Annotated in this window: 12 protein-coding genes; 7 read left to right on the top strand and 5 right to left on the bottom strand. The window is 69.9% G+C overall.

Annotated features, from left to right (window positions below; all coding sequences use genetic code 11):
* Nucleotides 1–61: 61 nt before the first annotated feature.
* Nucleotides 62–2,107, bottom strand: coding sequence for a S9 family peptidase (locus ACO0E0_RS09540; protein WP_422871168.1), 2,046 nt, complete (start codon nucleotides 2,105–2,107; stop codon nucleotides 62–64).
* Nucleotides 2,108–2,439: 332 nt separating this feature from the next.
* On the opposite strand from ACO0E0_RS09540, the gene ACO0E0_RS09535 reads away from it, so the two are divergent.
* From ACO0E0_RS09535 to ACO0E0_RS09525, 3 genes are all read left to right on the top strand, one after another.
* On the top strand, nucleotides 2,440–4,197 hold the full coding sequence (locus ACO0E0_RS09535) for an ABC transporter family substrate-binding protein (RefSeq protein WP_422871167.1): 1,758 nt from the start codon (nucleotides 2,440–2,442) through the stop codon (nucleotides 4,195–4,197).
* A gap of 238 nt (nucleotides 4,198–4,435) precedes the next feature.
* On the top strand, nucleotides 4,436–5,962 hold the full coding sequence (locus ACO0E0_RS09530) for an ABC transporter permease (protein ID WP_422871166.1): 1,527 nt from the start codon (nucleotides 4,436–4,438) through the stop codon (nucleotides 5,960–5,962).
* Between the two features lie 58 nt (nucleotides 5,963–6,020).
* The gene (locus ACO0E0_RS09525) at nucleotides 6,021–7,040 is read left to right on the top strand and encodes an ABC transporter permease (protein WP_422871165.1); all 1,020 of its coding nucleotides are present in this window, start codon (nucleotides 6,021–6,023) and stop codon (nucleotides 7,038–7,040) included.
* 20 nt (nucleotides 7,041–7,060) lie between these two features.
* Here ACO0E0_RS09525 and ACO0E0_RS09520 read toward each other — a convergent pair whose 3' ends face one another.
* Entirely contained in the window at nucleotides 7,061–7,696 is a 636-nt protein-coding gene (locus tag ACO0E0_RS09520; protein WP_422871164.1) for a PH domain-containing protein, read from the bottom strand.
* Nucleotides 7,697–7,788: 92 nt separating this feature from the next.
* Here ACO0E0_RS09520 and ACO0E0_RS09515 point away from each other — a divergent pair, with 92 nt between their 5' ends.
* On the top strand, nucleotides 7,789–9,579 hold the full coding sequence (locus ACO0E0_RS09515) for an ABC transporter ATP-binding protein (RefSeq protein WP_422871163.1): 1,791 nt from the start codon (nucleotides 7,789–7,791) through the stop codon (nucleotides 9,577–9,579).
* Nucleotides 9,580–9,711: 132 nt separating this feature from the next.
* Here ACO0E0_RS09515 and ACO0E0_RS09510 read toward each other — a convergent pair whose 3' ends face one another.
* The 3 genes from ACO0E0_RS09510 to ACO0E0_RS09500 all read right to left on the bottom strand — a co-directional run bounded on the left by ACO0E0_RS09510 (nucleotide 9,712) and on the right by ACO0E0_RS09500 (nucleotide 11,990).
* Nucleotides 9,712–10,365 (bottom strand): hypothetical protein, encoded by a 654-nt coding sequence (locus tag ACO0E0_RS09510; protein ID WP_422871162.1) that lies wholly within the window; start codon nucleotides 10,363–10,365, stop codon nucleotides 9,712–9,714.
* A 298-nt stretch (nucleotides 10,366–10,663) separates the two neighbouring features.
* On the bottom strand, nucleotides 10,664–11,143 hold the full coding sequence (locus tag ACO0E0_RS09505; RefSeq protein ID WP_422871161.1) for a peroxiredoxin: 480 nt from the start codon (nucleotides 11,141–11,143) through the stop codon (nucleotides 10,664–10,666).
* A 70-nt stretch (nucleotides 11,144–11,213) separates the two neighbouring features.
* Nucleotides 11,214–11,990 carry a CPBP family intramembrane glutamic endopeptidase gene (locus ACO0E0_RS09500; RefSeq protein WP_422871160.1) on the bottom strand — a complete coding sequence of 259 codons (777 nt, stop codon included), beginning with the start codon at nucleotides 11,988–11,990 and terminating at the stop codon, nucleotides 11,214–11,216.
* Between the two features lie 91 nt (nucleotides 11,991–12,081).
* Here ACO0E0_RS09500 and typA point away from each other — a divergent pair, with 91 nt between their 5' ends.
* From typA to ACO0E0_RS09485, 3 genes are all read left to right on the top strand, one after another.
* Nucleotides 12,082–14,004 carry a translational GTPase TypA gene (typA, locus tag ACO0E0_RS09495; protein WP_422871159.1) on the top strand — a complete coding sequence of 641 codons (1,923 nt, stop codon included), beginning with the start codon at nucleotides 12,082–12,084 and terminating at the stop codon, nucleotides 14,002–14,004.
* A 140-nt stretch (nucleotides 14,005–14,144) separates the two neighbouring features.
* The gene (locus ACO0E0_RS09490; protein WP_422871158.1) at nucleotides 14,145–15,335 is read left to right on the top strand and encodes an amidohydrolase; all 1,191 of its coding nucleotides are present in this window, start codon (nucleotides 14,145–14,147) and stop codon (nucleotides 15,333–15,335) included.
* 81 nt (nucleotides 15,336–15,416) lie between these two features.
* Nucleotides 15,417–15,968, top strand: a complete 552-nt coding sequence (locus tag ACO0E0_RS09485) for a hypothetical protein (protein WP_422871157.1) — start codon at nucleotides 15,417–15,419, stop codon at nucleotides 15,966–15,968.
* Nucleotide 15,969: the final 1 nt, after the last annotated feature.

The raw sequence follows: 15,969 nt of genomic DNA, 5'->3' as shown, positions 1-15,969 counted from the left end.
ACACAACGCTGCGCGGTGCGGCCAACCTGGTGTTCTGCGGAACGGGGAGGGGGGCCGGGGGTCAGGCCACCGGCAGGTGCGTGCCCCAGAACCGCAGGACGTGCTCGAACCGCTGCACCCGGTGACTCGGACGCCCGGACCGGGAGAGCTCGTGGCCCTCGCCCGGGAACAGCAGGAACTCGGCCGCGACCCCCGCACGCTTCAACGCGACGAACTGCCGCTGGCCCTGCTCGAGCGGGCACCGCCAGTCCTGCTCCGAGTGCGCCACCATGAACGGGATCGTGACGTCGCCCGCGAACGTCAGGGGGCTCCGTCGGCGCTGCTCGTCGGGGTCGGCACCGACGTAGGCGTCGGCGAAGAAGTACCCGATGTCGGAGCTGCCGGCGAACGAGTCCCACGCGTTGACCGCACGCTCGCTCCAGGCGGCGGCGAACCGGTCGCCGTGCTTCGCCGCGAGCCACGACGTCATGAACCCGCCGTAGGAGCCGCCCATCACACCGACGCGCGACCCGTCGAGGTCGGGGCGTTCGAGGGCGGTGTCGAGGAGGGCCAGGACGTCGTCCACGTCGACGGTGCCGAGCGCGCCGACGATCGCCTGGCCGTGGTCGTAGCCGTAGCCTGCGGACCCGCGGGGGTTGCCGATGACGACGGCGTAGCCGGCCGACGCGTACACCTGCGCCTCGTCGAACACCGCACGGCTGTCGGCGGCGTTCGGGCCGCCGTGCACGACCCGGAGCACGGGGTGCGGTCCGTCGCCGTCCGGCAGGACGAGCCATCCGTGGACCGGGTAGCCGTCCGGCGCCGTGCCGTCGAGCTCCACGACGGGTCGGAGCTCGGCCTCGCGCAGGTCGGTGCCGTACGCCGTGTGCGCGACGTCGGCGGCGTGGCGGACGTCGGCCGCGCCTCCCTGCCGGAGGTCGTCGTCCGCCGGTCCGTCGGCCGGCACGTCGAGCAGCACGACCTCGCCCGCGCTGTCCGGGAACGCGACCGAGGCGACGACCAGGTCGTCGCCGACCGCGGTGAAGGCGCGGACGACGACCTCGCCGCCGAGCACGACGGAGAGGTCGTCGAGCCCGAGCGGCGATGCGGGCGCGGAACCGTCCCACGGGACGCGGCGGAGCTCCACGGCCCCCCGGTGCGTCACGGTCACGAGCAGGTCCGACGTGCGTGCCGCGACGAGCCCCGGGCCGGCTTCGAGCTCGACGGTGCGGTCGTCGGTGACGGCGCGCCCCTCGAACACGCCGTCGGTCCCCGCGACGCCGACGAACAGGGTGGTCGGGACGGCGACCACGCCGTGCGCGCGGACGGACCCGAGCCAGAACAGGGTGCCGTCCGGAGCGTGGAACGGCGTCGCCACACCGCCGGCCGACCGCGCGTGCAGGGTCAGTGCACCGGTGGCCGGGTCGACGAGGTAGAGGTCGCTGTCGAGCGTCTCGGTCGCGCCGAGGTCGCGCGGGGCGACGACGACGACGCCCGTGCCGTCCGGGGTCCAGGTCGGGTCGCTGAGCGGCGTGTCGCCGGCGGTGACGGCCGCCGTCACGGGCTCGGCCCGTGCCGCGGCGACCTCGATCACGACGAGCTGCCGGATGCGGTCGCGCAGGAACCCGACGCCGTCCATCCGGTAGTCGAGCCGATCGATGTGCCGGGGCGCCTCGGCCGCGGCGTCCGGAGTGGTGCCGTCCTCCGTCGGGACGCCGTACCGGCCGGCCGCCGGGATCCGTGCCGTCGTCGCGAGCCGCGTCGAGTCGGGGGACCACACGACCGTCGCGTCGGCCCCGAGGGGGAGCGCCGTGACGACCTGCGCCTCGCCGCCGATGGTCGGCATGACCACCACCTGCGGGTGGGCCGCCGGGCCGTCACCCCCGGTGCGCCGGAGGAACGCGACGTGCGCGCCGTCCGGTGACACGACGGGACCGTCGTCGTGCGGCCCGACGGTCCACGGTGTGGTCGTCCCGTCCGCGAGCACACGCTCGATCCGCGAGACGTTCTCGTCGGCATCGAGGTCGGGGTGGGACACCGCCGTCAGGAGCAGCCCCCCGTTCCGCGGATCGCCGGAGCATGTCGGTCGGGAGGGCACGAGCAGGTGCGCGATGTCGGTCGGTTGCATGGTCCAACGCTACGACCAGGCGGCGCCGACGAGCCGGTTCGTGCGCGTCCCGGAAGTGGCCTGTGCGCCGCTCGGACGTTCCATGTGTTCACCGACTGGACGCACTTGTGTCACGAGACGGTCGAGGTCAAGCGGATTCGTTGCGCATCTGTGCCCGAACCGCAACGAATCGTGGTGCAGCGCAAGAATCAGGCGCAGTGGTTTCCAGTGTGTAACAACTTCTCCAGGAATTTTGAGCCGCTCGCGAGGCCCGCCTATGGTTCTTCTCGAACACGCTGGTGAGCCCTGCCTCCTTGCGGTTCGGTCACATTCCATCCCAGGAGGATCACAGAGTGAACATCACCAAGAGGCGGTTGCGCCAGGCCATCGGCGCCATCGCAATCGCCGGGACGGCCGCGGTCGTCCTCGCCGGTTGCACCACGTCGCCGAGCGACACCGAGACCTCGTCGGCCGGCGGCACCGTCACGATCGCACAGGTCAACGAAGCCTCGTCGTTCAACTACAACACCCCGCAGGGCAACCTGGACACCAACGGGCTCATCAACTACATGACGCAGCCCCAGTTCTTCACCCTGAGCGACTCGTACAAGATCGTCCCCAACACGGACCTCGGGACCTACAAGAAGATCAGCGACAACCCGCTGACCGTCAAGTACACGCTCAACTCGGACGCCAAGTGGTCCGACGGCAAGTCCATGAACTCGGACGACCTCCTCCTCGGATGGGCCAACACGTCGGGGTACTACGAGTCCGCGACGACCGACTCCGACGGCAACGTCACCAAGGGCACGCAGTACTTCTCGACCGCCGCCGGGTTCCCGTTCTCCACGGACTACCCGACGAACATCACGAAGAACTCGATCACCATCAAGTACAAGGAACCGTACGTCGACTGGCAGCTCGTCAGCCCGATCCAGTTCCCGGCGCACGTCGTGACCGAAGAGGCCGGCGTCTCCGAGTCCGCGTTCCTCAAGGCCCTCAAGGACACCCCCGCCGGTGACCCCTCGAACCCGGCCCCGGCGAACGACACGCTCAAGAAGGTCGCCAGCTTCATCAACACCGGCTACGACAAGACGAGCCTCCCGAGCGACAAGAAGCTCCTCGTCTCCGGTGGTCCGCTCCAGGTCAACGCCTGGGCACCGAAGCAGTCGATGACCTTCGTCAAGAACCCCGAGTACAAGGGCAGCCACGAGGTCAAGTTCAACAAGCTCGTGATGCGCTTCATCGGTGACGCGAACGCGCAGGTCACGGCCCTCCAGAACGGCGAGGTCGACGCGATCCAGCCGCAGGCCTCGGCCGACACCGTGAAGTCGCTCAAGGCGGCCTCCGGGATCAAGATCGAGCAGGGCAACCAGGTCGCCTACGACCACCTCGACCTGAACTTCGGTTCGAGCGTGTTCAAGGACGAGAACGTGCGCAAGGCGTTCCTCCTGACCATCCCGCGCCAGCAGATCCTCGACTCGATCGTCACCCCGATCAACTCGAAGGCCAAGGTCCTCGACTCGCAGCTGTTCCTGCCCGGCCAGGACGGCTACGACCAGGCCGTCTCGAGCAACGACTCCAGTGAGTACTCGAAGGTCGACATCGACCAGGCGAAGTCCCTGCTGAAGGGTGCGACCCCGACCGTCAAGATCCTCTACAACACTGGGAACCCGAACCGCGTCGACACCTTCCAGGCCATCCAGGCCTCGGCGGCCAAGGCCGGCTTCAAGGTCGTCGACGGCGGCTCGCCCGACTGGAGCTCGCTCCTGGCCGGCGGCGACTACGACGCCTCGATCTTCGGCTGGGTCAACCCGGGTGCCGGCAATGCCGCGATCCCGCAGCTCTTCCAGACGGGCAACTCGGGGAACTACAACAAGTTCGCCGACGCGGACGCCTCGAAGCTCGCCGTGGACACGCAGACCACGCTGAACGCGTCGAAGCTGCAGAGCATGAAGGTCGACATCGACAAGATCGCCTTCGAGCAGGGCTACGGCCTGCCGCTGTTCCAGCTGCCGGGCATCTTCGCCAACAACTCCACGCTGAAGGGCGTGAAGTACTTCGGCGGCCAGAACGGCATCGTCTGGAACATGTGGGACTGGACCAAGTGACCCTCGGTCACTGAACCCACCAGCACTGCCGATCGCAGGGGGCGCCGGGCTCGACGAGTCCGGCGCCCCTTCGCGGGTGCGTGCATGTGGAACCATGCAGCTCCGACCGTGGAGCACCGGCAACACCCCAACCACCCGATACCCTTGGTCGGCGCGTCACGAACGCGACCGGCCCGACGCCGATCGCGCTGTGATCGACCGTGACATCCTTCCGACCCCGGAGAGGCCCTTTCCGCCCATGGTGAGCTTCATCGCGAGACGCATCCTCGTCTCGGTCCTCATCCTCATCGCCGCCTCGTTCATCATGTACAACTTGGCGGCGATCGCAGGGAACCCGTTGCAGGACCTCCAGGGGAGCAACTCGCCGAACCGCGAGGCCCTCATCGCGGCCCGCGTCGCATCCCAGCACCTCGACCTCATCCCGCCGCTCCGCTGGGGCATCTGGATCGGTGGCGTCGGCAAGTGCGTGATCGGACAGTGCGACCTCGGCACCACGTTCCACAACCAGGCGGTCATCGACCTCCTCCCGCAGGCCGTCGGCTCGACGCTCCAGCTCGTCACGTTCTCGTTCGTGCTGGCGATCGTCTTCGGCATCGGTCTCGGCATCGTCACCGCCCTCCGCGTCTACTCCGGCTTCGACTACGCCATCACGCTGGTCAGCTTCTTCCTGTACTCGCTGCCGTCGTTCCTCATGGCGGTGCTCCTCAAGTCGTTCGTCGCGCTCGACTACAACAACTTCCTCGCGAAGCCCGACATCGGCATCGTGACGCTGATCGTGATCTCGATCGTGATGGGCGCCATCGTGCAGCTCATCGTCGGGGGCGAGCCGCGCAAGCGCCTCATCACCTTCGTCGCGAGTGCCGTGATCACGGGCGGCATGCTGTCGCTCATGGAGGCGACGAACTGGTTCAACAACCCGTCGCTCGGCCCGGTCTTCGTCATCCTGTTCGCGGCCGGACTCGGGCTGGCGATGGTGACGATGCTCGCCGGCACCAAGAACAAGCGCGCGTGGCTCGTCGGTGGCATCAACGTGTTCATCGCGATCGTGGCGTACTTCGCGCTGCAGGGACTGCTCAACGTCTCCTCGGGTGCGACCATCTTCATCCTCGCGGTGATCACGGTGCTCGTCGGGCTCGCCTCCGGGTTCTTCGTCGGCGGCCACGACCGCGGTCTGATGATGCGCATCGGTGCGCTCACCGCGTTCCTGAGCGCCGGAGTGGTGGCGCTCGACCGTTTCATGCGGTCGTGGAGCAACTACTCGCACAACTTCGTCGGCAACCGCCCCATCGCCACTGTCGGCTCGAGCACCCCTGGTCTCCAGGCCGACTTCTGGATCACCGGTCTCGACACCTACACGCACCTGCTGCTGCCGTCGATCTCGCTCCTGCTGATCTCGTTCGCGTCCTACACGCGGTACTCCCGCTCGGGCATGCTCGAGGTCCTCGACCAGGACTACGTCCGCACCGCCCGCGCGAAGGGCCTCCCCGAGCGCACCGTGATCGTGCGGCACGCGCTCCGCAACATGCTCATCCCGATCGCCACCCTGGTCGCGACCGACATCGGGGCGCTCCTCGGTGGCGCGATCATCACCGAGACGGTCTTCGCGATCTCCGGCATGGGGGCGCTGTTCAACAGCGGGCTCTCGATCACCGACGTGAACCCGGTGATGGGCTACTTCCTGGTCATCGCGATCACGGCGATCGTGTTCAACTTCCTCGCCGACCTCGCCTACTCGGCACTCGACCCGCGGGTCCGCGTCCGATGACCTCGGCGACGACGACCTCGGCGACGACCACCTCGACGACGACCACGGAGGACATCCGATGAGCACCATCCAGGGCGGCGCCCCGCTCGAGCCGAACATCAACGACGGCTTCGACTCCGCGGTCTCGGGTGGGCCGGACCACGAGCCGGGGGAGAGCCAGGGTCGGATCATCCTCCGACGCTTCACCGCGAACAAGCTCGCCGTGATCTCCCTGATCGTCTACGTCCTCGTCCTGCTGTTCGCGCTCTCGGCGGTCGGGCTCGGGCCGATCCCGGGCTGGTGGCATTACACGTACAAGGAGCTCAACACGCTCGTCGACGGCGGGGCGCCCTCGTCCGAGCACCCGTTCGGCCAGGACCGCATCGGCAAGGACTACTTCGCCCTCACGATGCGCGGGATCCAGAACTCGGTCCTCGTCATGGTCGTGATCGGTGTCTTCGCGACCGTCATCGGCGTCGTCGTCGGCGCGATCGCGGGCTACTTCCGCGGCATCGTCGACGCGGTCCTCATGCGCATCACCGACATCTTCATCGTCATCCCGGCGATCGTCATCGGCGCCGTGGTGGGCAAGACCGCGAACGGCCTCGGTGCCTGGGGCCTGGCACTGCTGCTCGGTCTCGTGTCGTGGATGATCGTCGCGCGTCTCGTGCGCGCCGAGTTCCTGTCGCTCCGCGAGCGTGAGTTCGTCGAGGCGGCCCGCGTGGCCGGAGCGTCCGACATGCGGATCATCTTCCGGCACATCCTGCCGAACGCGATCGGCGTCATCATCGTCTCGGCGACGCTCCTCATCGCCTCGGCGATCCTGCTCGAGACGGCGCTCAGCTACCTCGGGTACGGCATCAAGGCGCCGGACTCCTCGCTCGGCCTGCTGATCAGCCAGAACCAGTCCGCGTTCCAGACCCGTCCGTACCTGTTCTGGTGGCCGGCGTCGTTCATCGTGCTGCTCGCGCTCTGCGTCAACTTCGTCGGCGACGGCCTGCGTGACGCCTTCGACCCGCGGTCGAAGCGCTTCAACCTCCGCCGCACCAAGGAGGGCGAGGTCGAGAACACCTCCGCGTCGGAGCAGATCACCGCGTGATCACGCTCACCCGCCCCGCGCTACTGCGCCGCGATGGCGAACCATCCACCGACCATCGTGGCGACGAGCACGACGATCGTCACCCAGTGCACCCGGACCGGCACGGGCGTGGTGTCCGCGACGCCCACCTCGAAGCGCGCGGCGTCGCGCAGCTCCGTCCACCGGCCGCGCACGACGTAGGCGGCGTCGCCGGACTCGGTGTGCAGCAGGTCACCGGCACGGCGTTCCCCGTCGCCGACCATCGGGACCGTCTCGGCGTTGCCGTGTCGCTGCTCGTTCCGGCGGGCGAGCGCCACGCCGGCGCGGCCGGGCGCCGGCGCGGCCCACGCGCTGATCCGGCGGGCCGGCGTCACGAGCGTCAGGGCGAACCGCGTGTCGACGTGCACGAGCGCGGCCCACGGGACGACGACGGTGTGGAACACGTTGACGACCTCGATGCCGTCGTCCTCCACCGTGACGCTCGGGTGCCAGAGTGCGGCCCAGCCGAGCACGGCCCCGAACGCGGCCGGCACCAGTCCCAGCCAGCGGTGCCAGTCGGCACCGTTGACGAGACCCGCGGCCAGGAGCGCCGCGACGATGACCCAGAGGCCGACCGCGAGGACGCGGTTGAACTTCGACACGAACACGACTGCTGCGTCCTGCGCGGGGGAGACCATGCGTCCATGGTCGCAGGTCCCTCCGCCTCCTCGCACATCCCCACCACCTCGTACGCGGCCCGCCTCGGCGGCCGGGAAAGGACCGGACGTCGATGAGCACGACCGCCCCCACCACTCGGACCTCCGGGACCACCGGCACGCCGATCATCCGCGTGCACGACCTCGACGTCGACTTCGCCGTGGACGACGTCTGGACCCCCGCCGTCAAGAAGCTCGGGTACGAGATCCGCTCCGGTGAGGTCCTCGCACTCGTCGGCGAGTCCGGCTCCGGCAAGTCGGTGAGCTCGATGTCGATCCTCGGGCTGCTCCCGCGGAACGCCCGTGTGCACGGCTCGATCGAGTTCGACGGCAAGGAGCTGCTCGGCCTCCGTCCCTCGCAGATGCGGGAGTACCGGGGCAAGGAGATCGCCGTGATCTTCCAGGAGCCGATGACCGCGCTGAACCCCGTGTTCACGGTCGGCTCGCAGATCGTCGAGACCGTCCGGATCCACTACGGCATCTCCCCGGCCGAGGCCAAGGACCGGGCGATCGAGCTCCTCGGCATGGTCGAGATGCCCGACCCGGTCAAGGCGTTCAACTCGTACCCGCACCAGCTGTCCGGCGGTCAGCGCCAGCGCGCGATGATCGCGCAGTCGATCTCCTGCGACCCGAAGCTCCTCGTCGCGGACGAGCCGACCACCGCGCTCGACGTCACGGTGCAGGCGGAGATCCTCGACCTCATCCGCGACCTGGCGGGCAAGCTCGGCAGCGCCGTCCTCCTCATCACGCACGACATGGGGGTCGTCGCGGACCTCGCCGACCGCATCGTCGTGATGCGCCAGGGCGAAGCCGTCGAGACCGGGACCGTCCGGGGCGTGTTCTCGGACCCGCAGCACGAGTACACGCGGACCCTGCTCGACGCCGTGCCCCGCCTCGGCCAGGCAGGTGACGAGGTCATCGACCTCACGTCGACCCTCGTCAGCGTCGTGGAGGGCGACTCGACCGTCGCGCACACCACCGTGCCGGACCACGAGATCGTCCACGAGGAGGGCGGCGAGGTCGACCTCGGCAAGGCAGTCCTGTCGTTCCGGGACGTCGTCATCGAGTACCCGGGACGCGGCCGCGTCAAGGCGTTCCGGGCCGTCGACCACGTGGACCTGACGGTGCACGAGGACGAGGTCGTCGGCCTCGTCGGCGAGTCCGGCTCCGGCAAGACGACCCTCGGACGCGCGGCGATCGGTCTGCTGCCGATCACGTCCGGCGCGCTCGACGTCACCGGCGTGGACCTCTCGCATGCGACCCGTTCGCTCGTGCGCCAGGTGCACAAGAACGCCGGCATCGTGTTCCAGGACCCGGCGTCCTCCCTGAACCCGCGCATGACGATCGGTCAGTCGATCGGGGAGCCACTGCTCCTGGCGAAGGGCATCAAGGGCGCGGCGCTGAACCGCGAGGTCGACGAACTGCTCGACAGCGTGCGGCTCCCGCGCGTCTACTCGACGCGGTTCCCGCACGAGCTGTCCGGCGGGCAGAAGCAGCGCATCGGCATCGCCCGTGCCCTGGCCCTGCGCCCGGCCCTCCTCATCGCCGACGAGCCGACGAGCGCCCTCGACGTCTCGGTGCAGGCCACGGTCCTCGACCTGCTGAAGGACCTGCAGCGCGAGTTCCACTTCGCGTGCCTGTTCATCACGCACGACCTCGCGGTCATCGACGTGCTCGCGGACCGCATCGCCGTGATGCACCACGGACGTCTCGCGGAGTTCGGCACGCGCGACCAGATCCTCCGCAACCCGCAGGACCCGTACACGCAGCGCCTCATCGCCGCGGTGCCGCTGCCCGACCCGGACGTCCAGCGGGAGCGTCGCGAACTCCGCCGCACCATCCTCGCGGCGGGTGCGGACGAGTAGTCCGAGCCGTCCACGACACGCCGTCTCCCCGCCCGGGAGGCGGCGTGTCCGGCGCTGCGGGCGGCCCACCTCCGGCGCCCGGTGCGCGCCGGACGGGAGGACCGGCGTGCGCCCGGCAGGGAACTCGCTCGACTAGATGCGGGCGCCCGAGAGCGACGCGAGCACGCCGAGCACGACGAGCACGAGCACTGCGACCCAGTGGGTCCGTACGGTGATCGGGATGCGCTCGACGTGCGCGGGCGGTGGGCCCTCGATCGGCCGTGCCGCGGGGATGCGGGCCGCCAACCGCGCTGCCGCGGCATGCACGGTGACCGGGTGCGCGCCTCCCGGCCGGCCTGACGGTACCGTCGGGTCGGGGTCGCCGTCGCCGTCGCCGACGAGGCGGAGCCGCGCGGAACCCCGTGGGGCGATCCAAGTGCGGCGGACACCCTCGCTCGTGACGACTTCGAGTCCGTGGCGGGACCGGATCTCGACCACCCGGCGCCACGGGATCGACGTGGTCCGACGGACGTCGGCGATCACGAGCGCGTCCGCCGTCGCCGTCACGTGTGGACGCCACAGGACGAGCCACGCGAACACGGCGACGAACACCGACGGCACGACCGCGAACGGGAGCGCTGCCACGCCCTGCGTCCCGGCCGCGAGGGGGATCAGCGCGACGGCGACCACCCAGAGCGCGATCGCGGTGGTCCGGAGGCTCGGTGCCACCACCCGGACGTCGGCCTCGACGGCCCGGTCGGCGTCGGAGGACGGGGGAACGGCGGGGTCCGGGCGGGCGTCGGGCACGCGACCATGGTCCCACAGCGCGGACGGGCGCCGGGTGGGGGCGCACCACGGTTCCGCCGACGGGGTCACCGTCGTCGGAACCGGAGGGAGAGGTCTCCCCGGGGACGCTCGCCGTGCGGGCGCGATGCGCAATCCGCGAACCGGAGAACGACCCGATTCCCCGGGGAGACGGTCCTGGAGTGGACGGCTCTCCGAGACCATTAACCGTCGGCCCCCGTTCGGGTGTCAACACCCCCTGGTCCGGAACCGCTGCTACGGACCCGTCCGAGCCCGTCGGCGGTACCGATCGGGGTACAGATCAGGCGACGAGTGCCTCGATGTTCCGCCGGATCGTCGAGGCCGCCGGGAACCGCACGCCGACGAGCCCGACGTGCCGCCACCGGACGACGCCGTCCGGCCCGATGAGGAACACCGAACGGCGGACTCCGACCAGCGGGGCCTGGATGCCGTAGTCGCGGATGACCCGCCCCTCGGTGTCGGCCAACAGGGGGAAGTGCAGCGACGATCCACGAGCGAACCCGGCGTGCGAGTCGAGTCCCTGCGGGCTGATGCCCCAGACCACCGCGCCGGTCTCGACGAACGCGTGCAGGTCGTCCTCGTAGCTGCAGAGCTGCGAGGTGCAGACCGGGCTGGCGTCCGACGGGTAGAACGCGAGCACGACCGGACGGCCGATCTGCCCGGAGAGCGAGAAGGCGTCGTCGTGCCGTTCACCGGCGCGCATCACCGTCCCGGGGAGCGTGAAGTCCGGAGCGGGAGCACCGATGTCGGGGATCGCCATGCGCCGACTGTAGGCGTCCAGGTCGTCACTCCGGGGGACCTCCGCTGCGAGTTGTCTGACAGATGTGCGGCTACGCTTTCGGGAACAGTCCCGGGAGTGCCGCAGCGACGAACGGGTACCCGACGAACACCGCCGCGTCGAGCAGGCAGTGTGTGATGACGAGCGGCAGGAGGCGGCCCCAGCGGGTGTAGACCCAGCCGAACACGATGCCCATCACCGCGTTGCCGACGAACGCTCCGAACCCTTGGTAGAGGTGGTAGCTCCCCCGGAGCACCGCCGTGGACAGGATGATCGTCCACCGGCCCCAGCCGAGGTCGCCGAGGCGTGAGTACAGGTACCCGACGACGATGAACTCCTCCTGCAGCCCCGACCGGACGGCGGAGAGCAGGAGCACCGGCACCGTCCACCAGTACGAGTCGAGTGCGGTCGGGACGACGTTGACGGTGACCCCGAGTGCCCGCCCGGCGAAGTACAGCCCGAGTCCCGGGATCCCGATGCCGAGCGCGAGGAGTGCCGCACCCCCGAGGTCGGCGCGGGGCCGGAACCGGTCGATGCCGAGTCTCGACAGGTGCGGCCGCGAGGTCCGCCAGAGCAGGTACACCACGAGGGCGACCGGCGCGAGGTCGACCAGGATCCCGACGAGCTGCCGGGCGAGGTCGACGTACTGCACGGTCGTCGTCGAGGTGTTCAAGGACGTCGACTGCGACGACAGCGGTGTCGTCTGCGACAGGTCGTCGATGATCTGCAGGATCGAGTACAGGGCGCTGCCGCCGAGCGAGAGGAGCAGCACGATGACGACCTCGGCGCGGATCCGACGGTGGGACGGCGTCGCGATCTGTTCACTCATGGCTTGTTCTCCGGGGTTGCGTGCGCCTTGTAGACTGGAGTGTCGGGCAATCTGTCCGATCCTCCCCCCAGACACTGAAGGATGTACCTGTATGGCGCTCGCCACCCGGTCCGACCTGCGCAACGTCGCCATCGTGGCACACGTCGATCACGGCAAGACGACGCTCGTCGACGCCATGCTCACGCAGACCAACTCGTTCGACGCCCACTTCGAGGGCGAGGACCGGATGATGGACTCGAACGACCTCGAGCGCGAGAAGGGCATCACGATCCTCGCGAAGAACACGTCGGTCCTGTACAACGGTGCGCACGCGTCCGAGTTCGGCGACGGCGGGCCGATCACCATCAACGTGATCGACACCCCCGGCCACGCCGACTTCGGTGGCGAGGTCGAGCGCGGACTGTCCATGGTCGACGGCGTGGTGCTGCTCGTGGACGCCTCCGAGGGCCCGCTCCCGCAGACGCGGTTCGTGCTCCGCAAGGCACTCGCCGCCAAGCTGCCGGTCATCCTGCTCGTCAACAAGACCGACCGTCCGGACTCCCGCATCGACGACGTCGTCGCGGAGTCGCAGGACCTGCTCCTCGGCCTGGCGTCCGACCTCTCCGACGAGGTCGACGACCTCGACCTCGACGCCATCCTCGACGTCCCCGTCGTCTACGCCTCCGGCCGCAACGGCGCCGCGAGCCGCAACAAGCCCGCCGACGGCACGCTGCCCGACAACGACGACCTCGAGCCGCTCTTCGAAGCGATCCTCCAGCACGTCCCGGCACCGACCTACGACGACGCGCACCCGCTGCAGGCCCACGTCACGAACCTCGACGCCTCGCCGTTCCTCGGCCGCCTCGCCCTGCTCCGCATCTTCCACGGCACGATGAAGAAGGGCCAGACGGTCGCGTGGGTCAAGCACGACGGCACCGTCGTGAACGCCCGCATCACCGAGCTCCTCATCACCAAGGCGCTCGACCGGTTCCCGGCGGAGTCCGCGGGCCCGGGCGACATCGTCGCCGTCGCCGGGTTCGACACGATCACCATCGGCGAGACCCTGACCGACCCGGAGGACGTCCGTCCGCTGCCGACCATCACGGTCGACGACCCGGCGATCTCGATGACCGTCGGCACGAACACCAGCCCGCTCGTCGGCAAGGTCAAGGGCCACAAGCTCACCGCCCGCATGGTCAAGGACCGTCTCGACCGCGAACTGGTCGGCAACGTCTCGCTCAAGGTCGTCGACATCGGTCGGCCCGACTCGTGGGAGGTCCAGGGTCGTGGCGAGCTGGCGCTGGCGATCCTCGTCGAGCAGATGCGCCGCGAAGGCTACGAGCTCACCGTCGGCAAGCCGCAGGTGGTCACCCGCCGCGGCGACGACGGCAAGCTCCAGGAGCCCTACGAGCACATGACGATCGACACGCCGGAGGAGTACCTCGGCGCGATCACGCAGCTCATGGCCGCGCGCAAGGGCCGCATGGAGAACATGTCGAACCACGGCACGGGCTGGGTCCGGATGGAGTTCATCGTCCCCTCCCGCGGACTGATCGGCTTCCGCACCTCGTTCCTGACCGAGACCCGCGGCACCGGCATCGCGAACGCGATCTCGCACGGGTACGGCGAGTGGGCCGGCCCGATCCAGACCCGCATCAACGGCTCGATCGTGTCCGACCGCTCCGGTGTCGTCACGCCGTTCGCCATCACGAACCTCCAGGAGCGGATGACGTTCTTCGTCAACCCGACCGAGGAGGTCTACGAGGGCATGGTCATCGGCGAGAACTCCCGCGCCGACGACATGGACGTCAACATCACGAAGGAGAAGAAGCTGACGAACATGCGCCAGTCGACCTCGGACACGTTCGAGTCGATGACGCCGTCACGCCAGCTCTCCCTCGAGGAGTGCCTCGAGTTCGCCCGCGAGGATGAGTGCGTCGAGGTCACCCCCGCAGTGGTCCGCATCCGCAAGGTCGAGCTCGCCGCCCAGGCCCGTGCCCGCAACACCGCACGCCTGAAGCGCCAGGACGCGTAGCCAGCACCGCCGAGGCACCGCGCTCCGCACGAGACACCGCCCTCCGCACGAGACACCGCCCCCATCGGCGGGACCTCGGCGGCAGGGCGGTGTCCTGCGTTCGGGTGAGTCCGGGAGAGCGTCGCGACTACGGTGGAACGGTGACCCTCGACCTCCTCGCGCTCTACACCGACCTCCACCAGCACCCGGAGCTCGCGTTCCGGGAGCACCGCACCGCCCGGGTGATCGCCGACCGCCTGGCCGAGCTCGGGGTCCCCGCGACGACCGGCATCGGTGGCACGGGTGTCGTCGGGCTGCTGGAGAACGGCGACGGGCCGGTCGTCTGGCTCCGCGCGGACATCGACGGCCTGCCGGTCCGGGAGCAGACCGGCCTCCCGTACGCGAGCACCGCCACCGGGGAGGACGCCGCCGGGGCGACCTGGCCGACGATGCACGCCTGCGGGCACGACATGCACATCACCTGGCTGCTCGGCGCACTCGAGCGGCTCCTCGCGACGAGGGACGAGTGGGCAGGCACGGTCGTCGCCGTGTTCCAGCCGGCGGAGGAGGTCATCGAGGGTGCCGCGGCGATGCTCGACGACGGCCTCGCCGACCGGTTCCCGTGTCCGGACGTCGTCCTCGGGCAGCACAGCGCTCCGGCACCCGTCGGGACGATCGCGGTCGGTTCCGGACCCGTGATGGCATCGAGCGACCGGCTCACCGTCACGTTCACCGGCAAGGGCGGCCACGGTTCGGCTCCGCACACCACGTTCGATCCGATCGTGGTGGCGGCGTCCGCGGTCGTGCGGCTGCAGACGATCGTGTCGCGCGAGGTCGGACCGCAGGAACCGGCCGTCGTCACCGTCGGCAGCTTCCACGCCGGGACCCGCGCGAACATCATCCCGGACACTGCGACCATCGAGATCAGCACGCGCGCCCGCAGCGGCGAGACGCGCGCCGCGGTCCTCGAGGCGATCGAGCGGATCGTCACCGCCGAGGCCGCGGCCGGGCGACTCCCGGCGCCGACGATCCGCACCGACCCCGGCGCCGACGTGCTCGTCAACGACCCCGCCGCGGCCGACCGGGTCCGGACGGCCATCGCCGCGGTCGTCCCGGGGACCGTCGCCCTGGAGTCCGGGCTGGCGATGGCGAGCGAGGACGTCGGCGAGTACGGCGCGCGGCTCGGTGTGCCGACCGTGTACTGGTTCACCGGCACGACCGACCCCGCCGTGTCCGCGGGAGGAGCGGACGTCCCGACGAACCACTCGCCGTTCTACGCGCCGCAGGCGGAGCCGTCCATCCCGGTGGGGGTCGACGCGTTCGTCGCGGCGGCACGCGCGCATCTGGGCTGACCACGCCGCGACCATCCGCAGTTCCGCACTCTCCCATGGACCGCGCACCGGGCCTCCAGTCCGGGCGGTTACCGTACCGGCATGCGCATCCCGAACCGCACCCGGTCCCTGCTCCTCGGCACCACCGCCGCCACGCTCGTGGCGCTCGCACTCACCGGCTGTTCCGCGGACACGGTCAAGCAGGCGACCGACCTCGGGTCGTCCGTGGCGGGCGACGTGTCGGCGGGCGTCCAGGACATCACCGGGGGCGCGGTCCAGGACGGCATGAAGTCCCTCGCCGGGGGCATCGACGGAGCGCTCGACTCCGCACTGCGGGGCGCGGACTTGACGACTGACGGCAAGACCCCGGACGGCTTCCCGGCCCAGGCGGTCCCGCTCGCCGACGGCACCGTCCTCGGCGGCGGAGCCGGGCCGAACGGGTCCGGGTGGGTCGTGCAGGTCCGGGTCGGTGCGGTGTCGGACTTCTCCGCGGCAGAGCAGCGGCTCGAGGCGGCCGGGTTCACCGACGGCACCGTGCGGACCGACAGCACGAGCGCGTTCGGCCTGTTCCGGAGCGATGCGTACCGCGTGGTGCTGACGTTCTCCGGGAACGGCGACGGTGTGACCGCGACGTACATCGTCACCCCGCGCTGAG

It is taken from the genome of Curtobacterium phyllosphaerae (genome assembly GCF_049341865.1).
GTDB lineage: Bacteria > Actinomycetota > Actinomycetes > Actinomycetales > Microbacteriaceae > Curtobacterium > Curtobacterium phyllosphaerae.
Note: the sequence above shows the minus strand (reverse complement) of the source record. Positions and strands in the feature narration are given on the sequence as shown.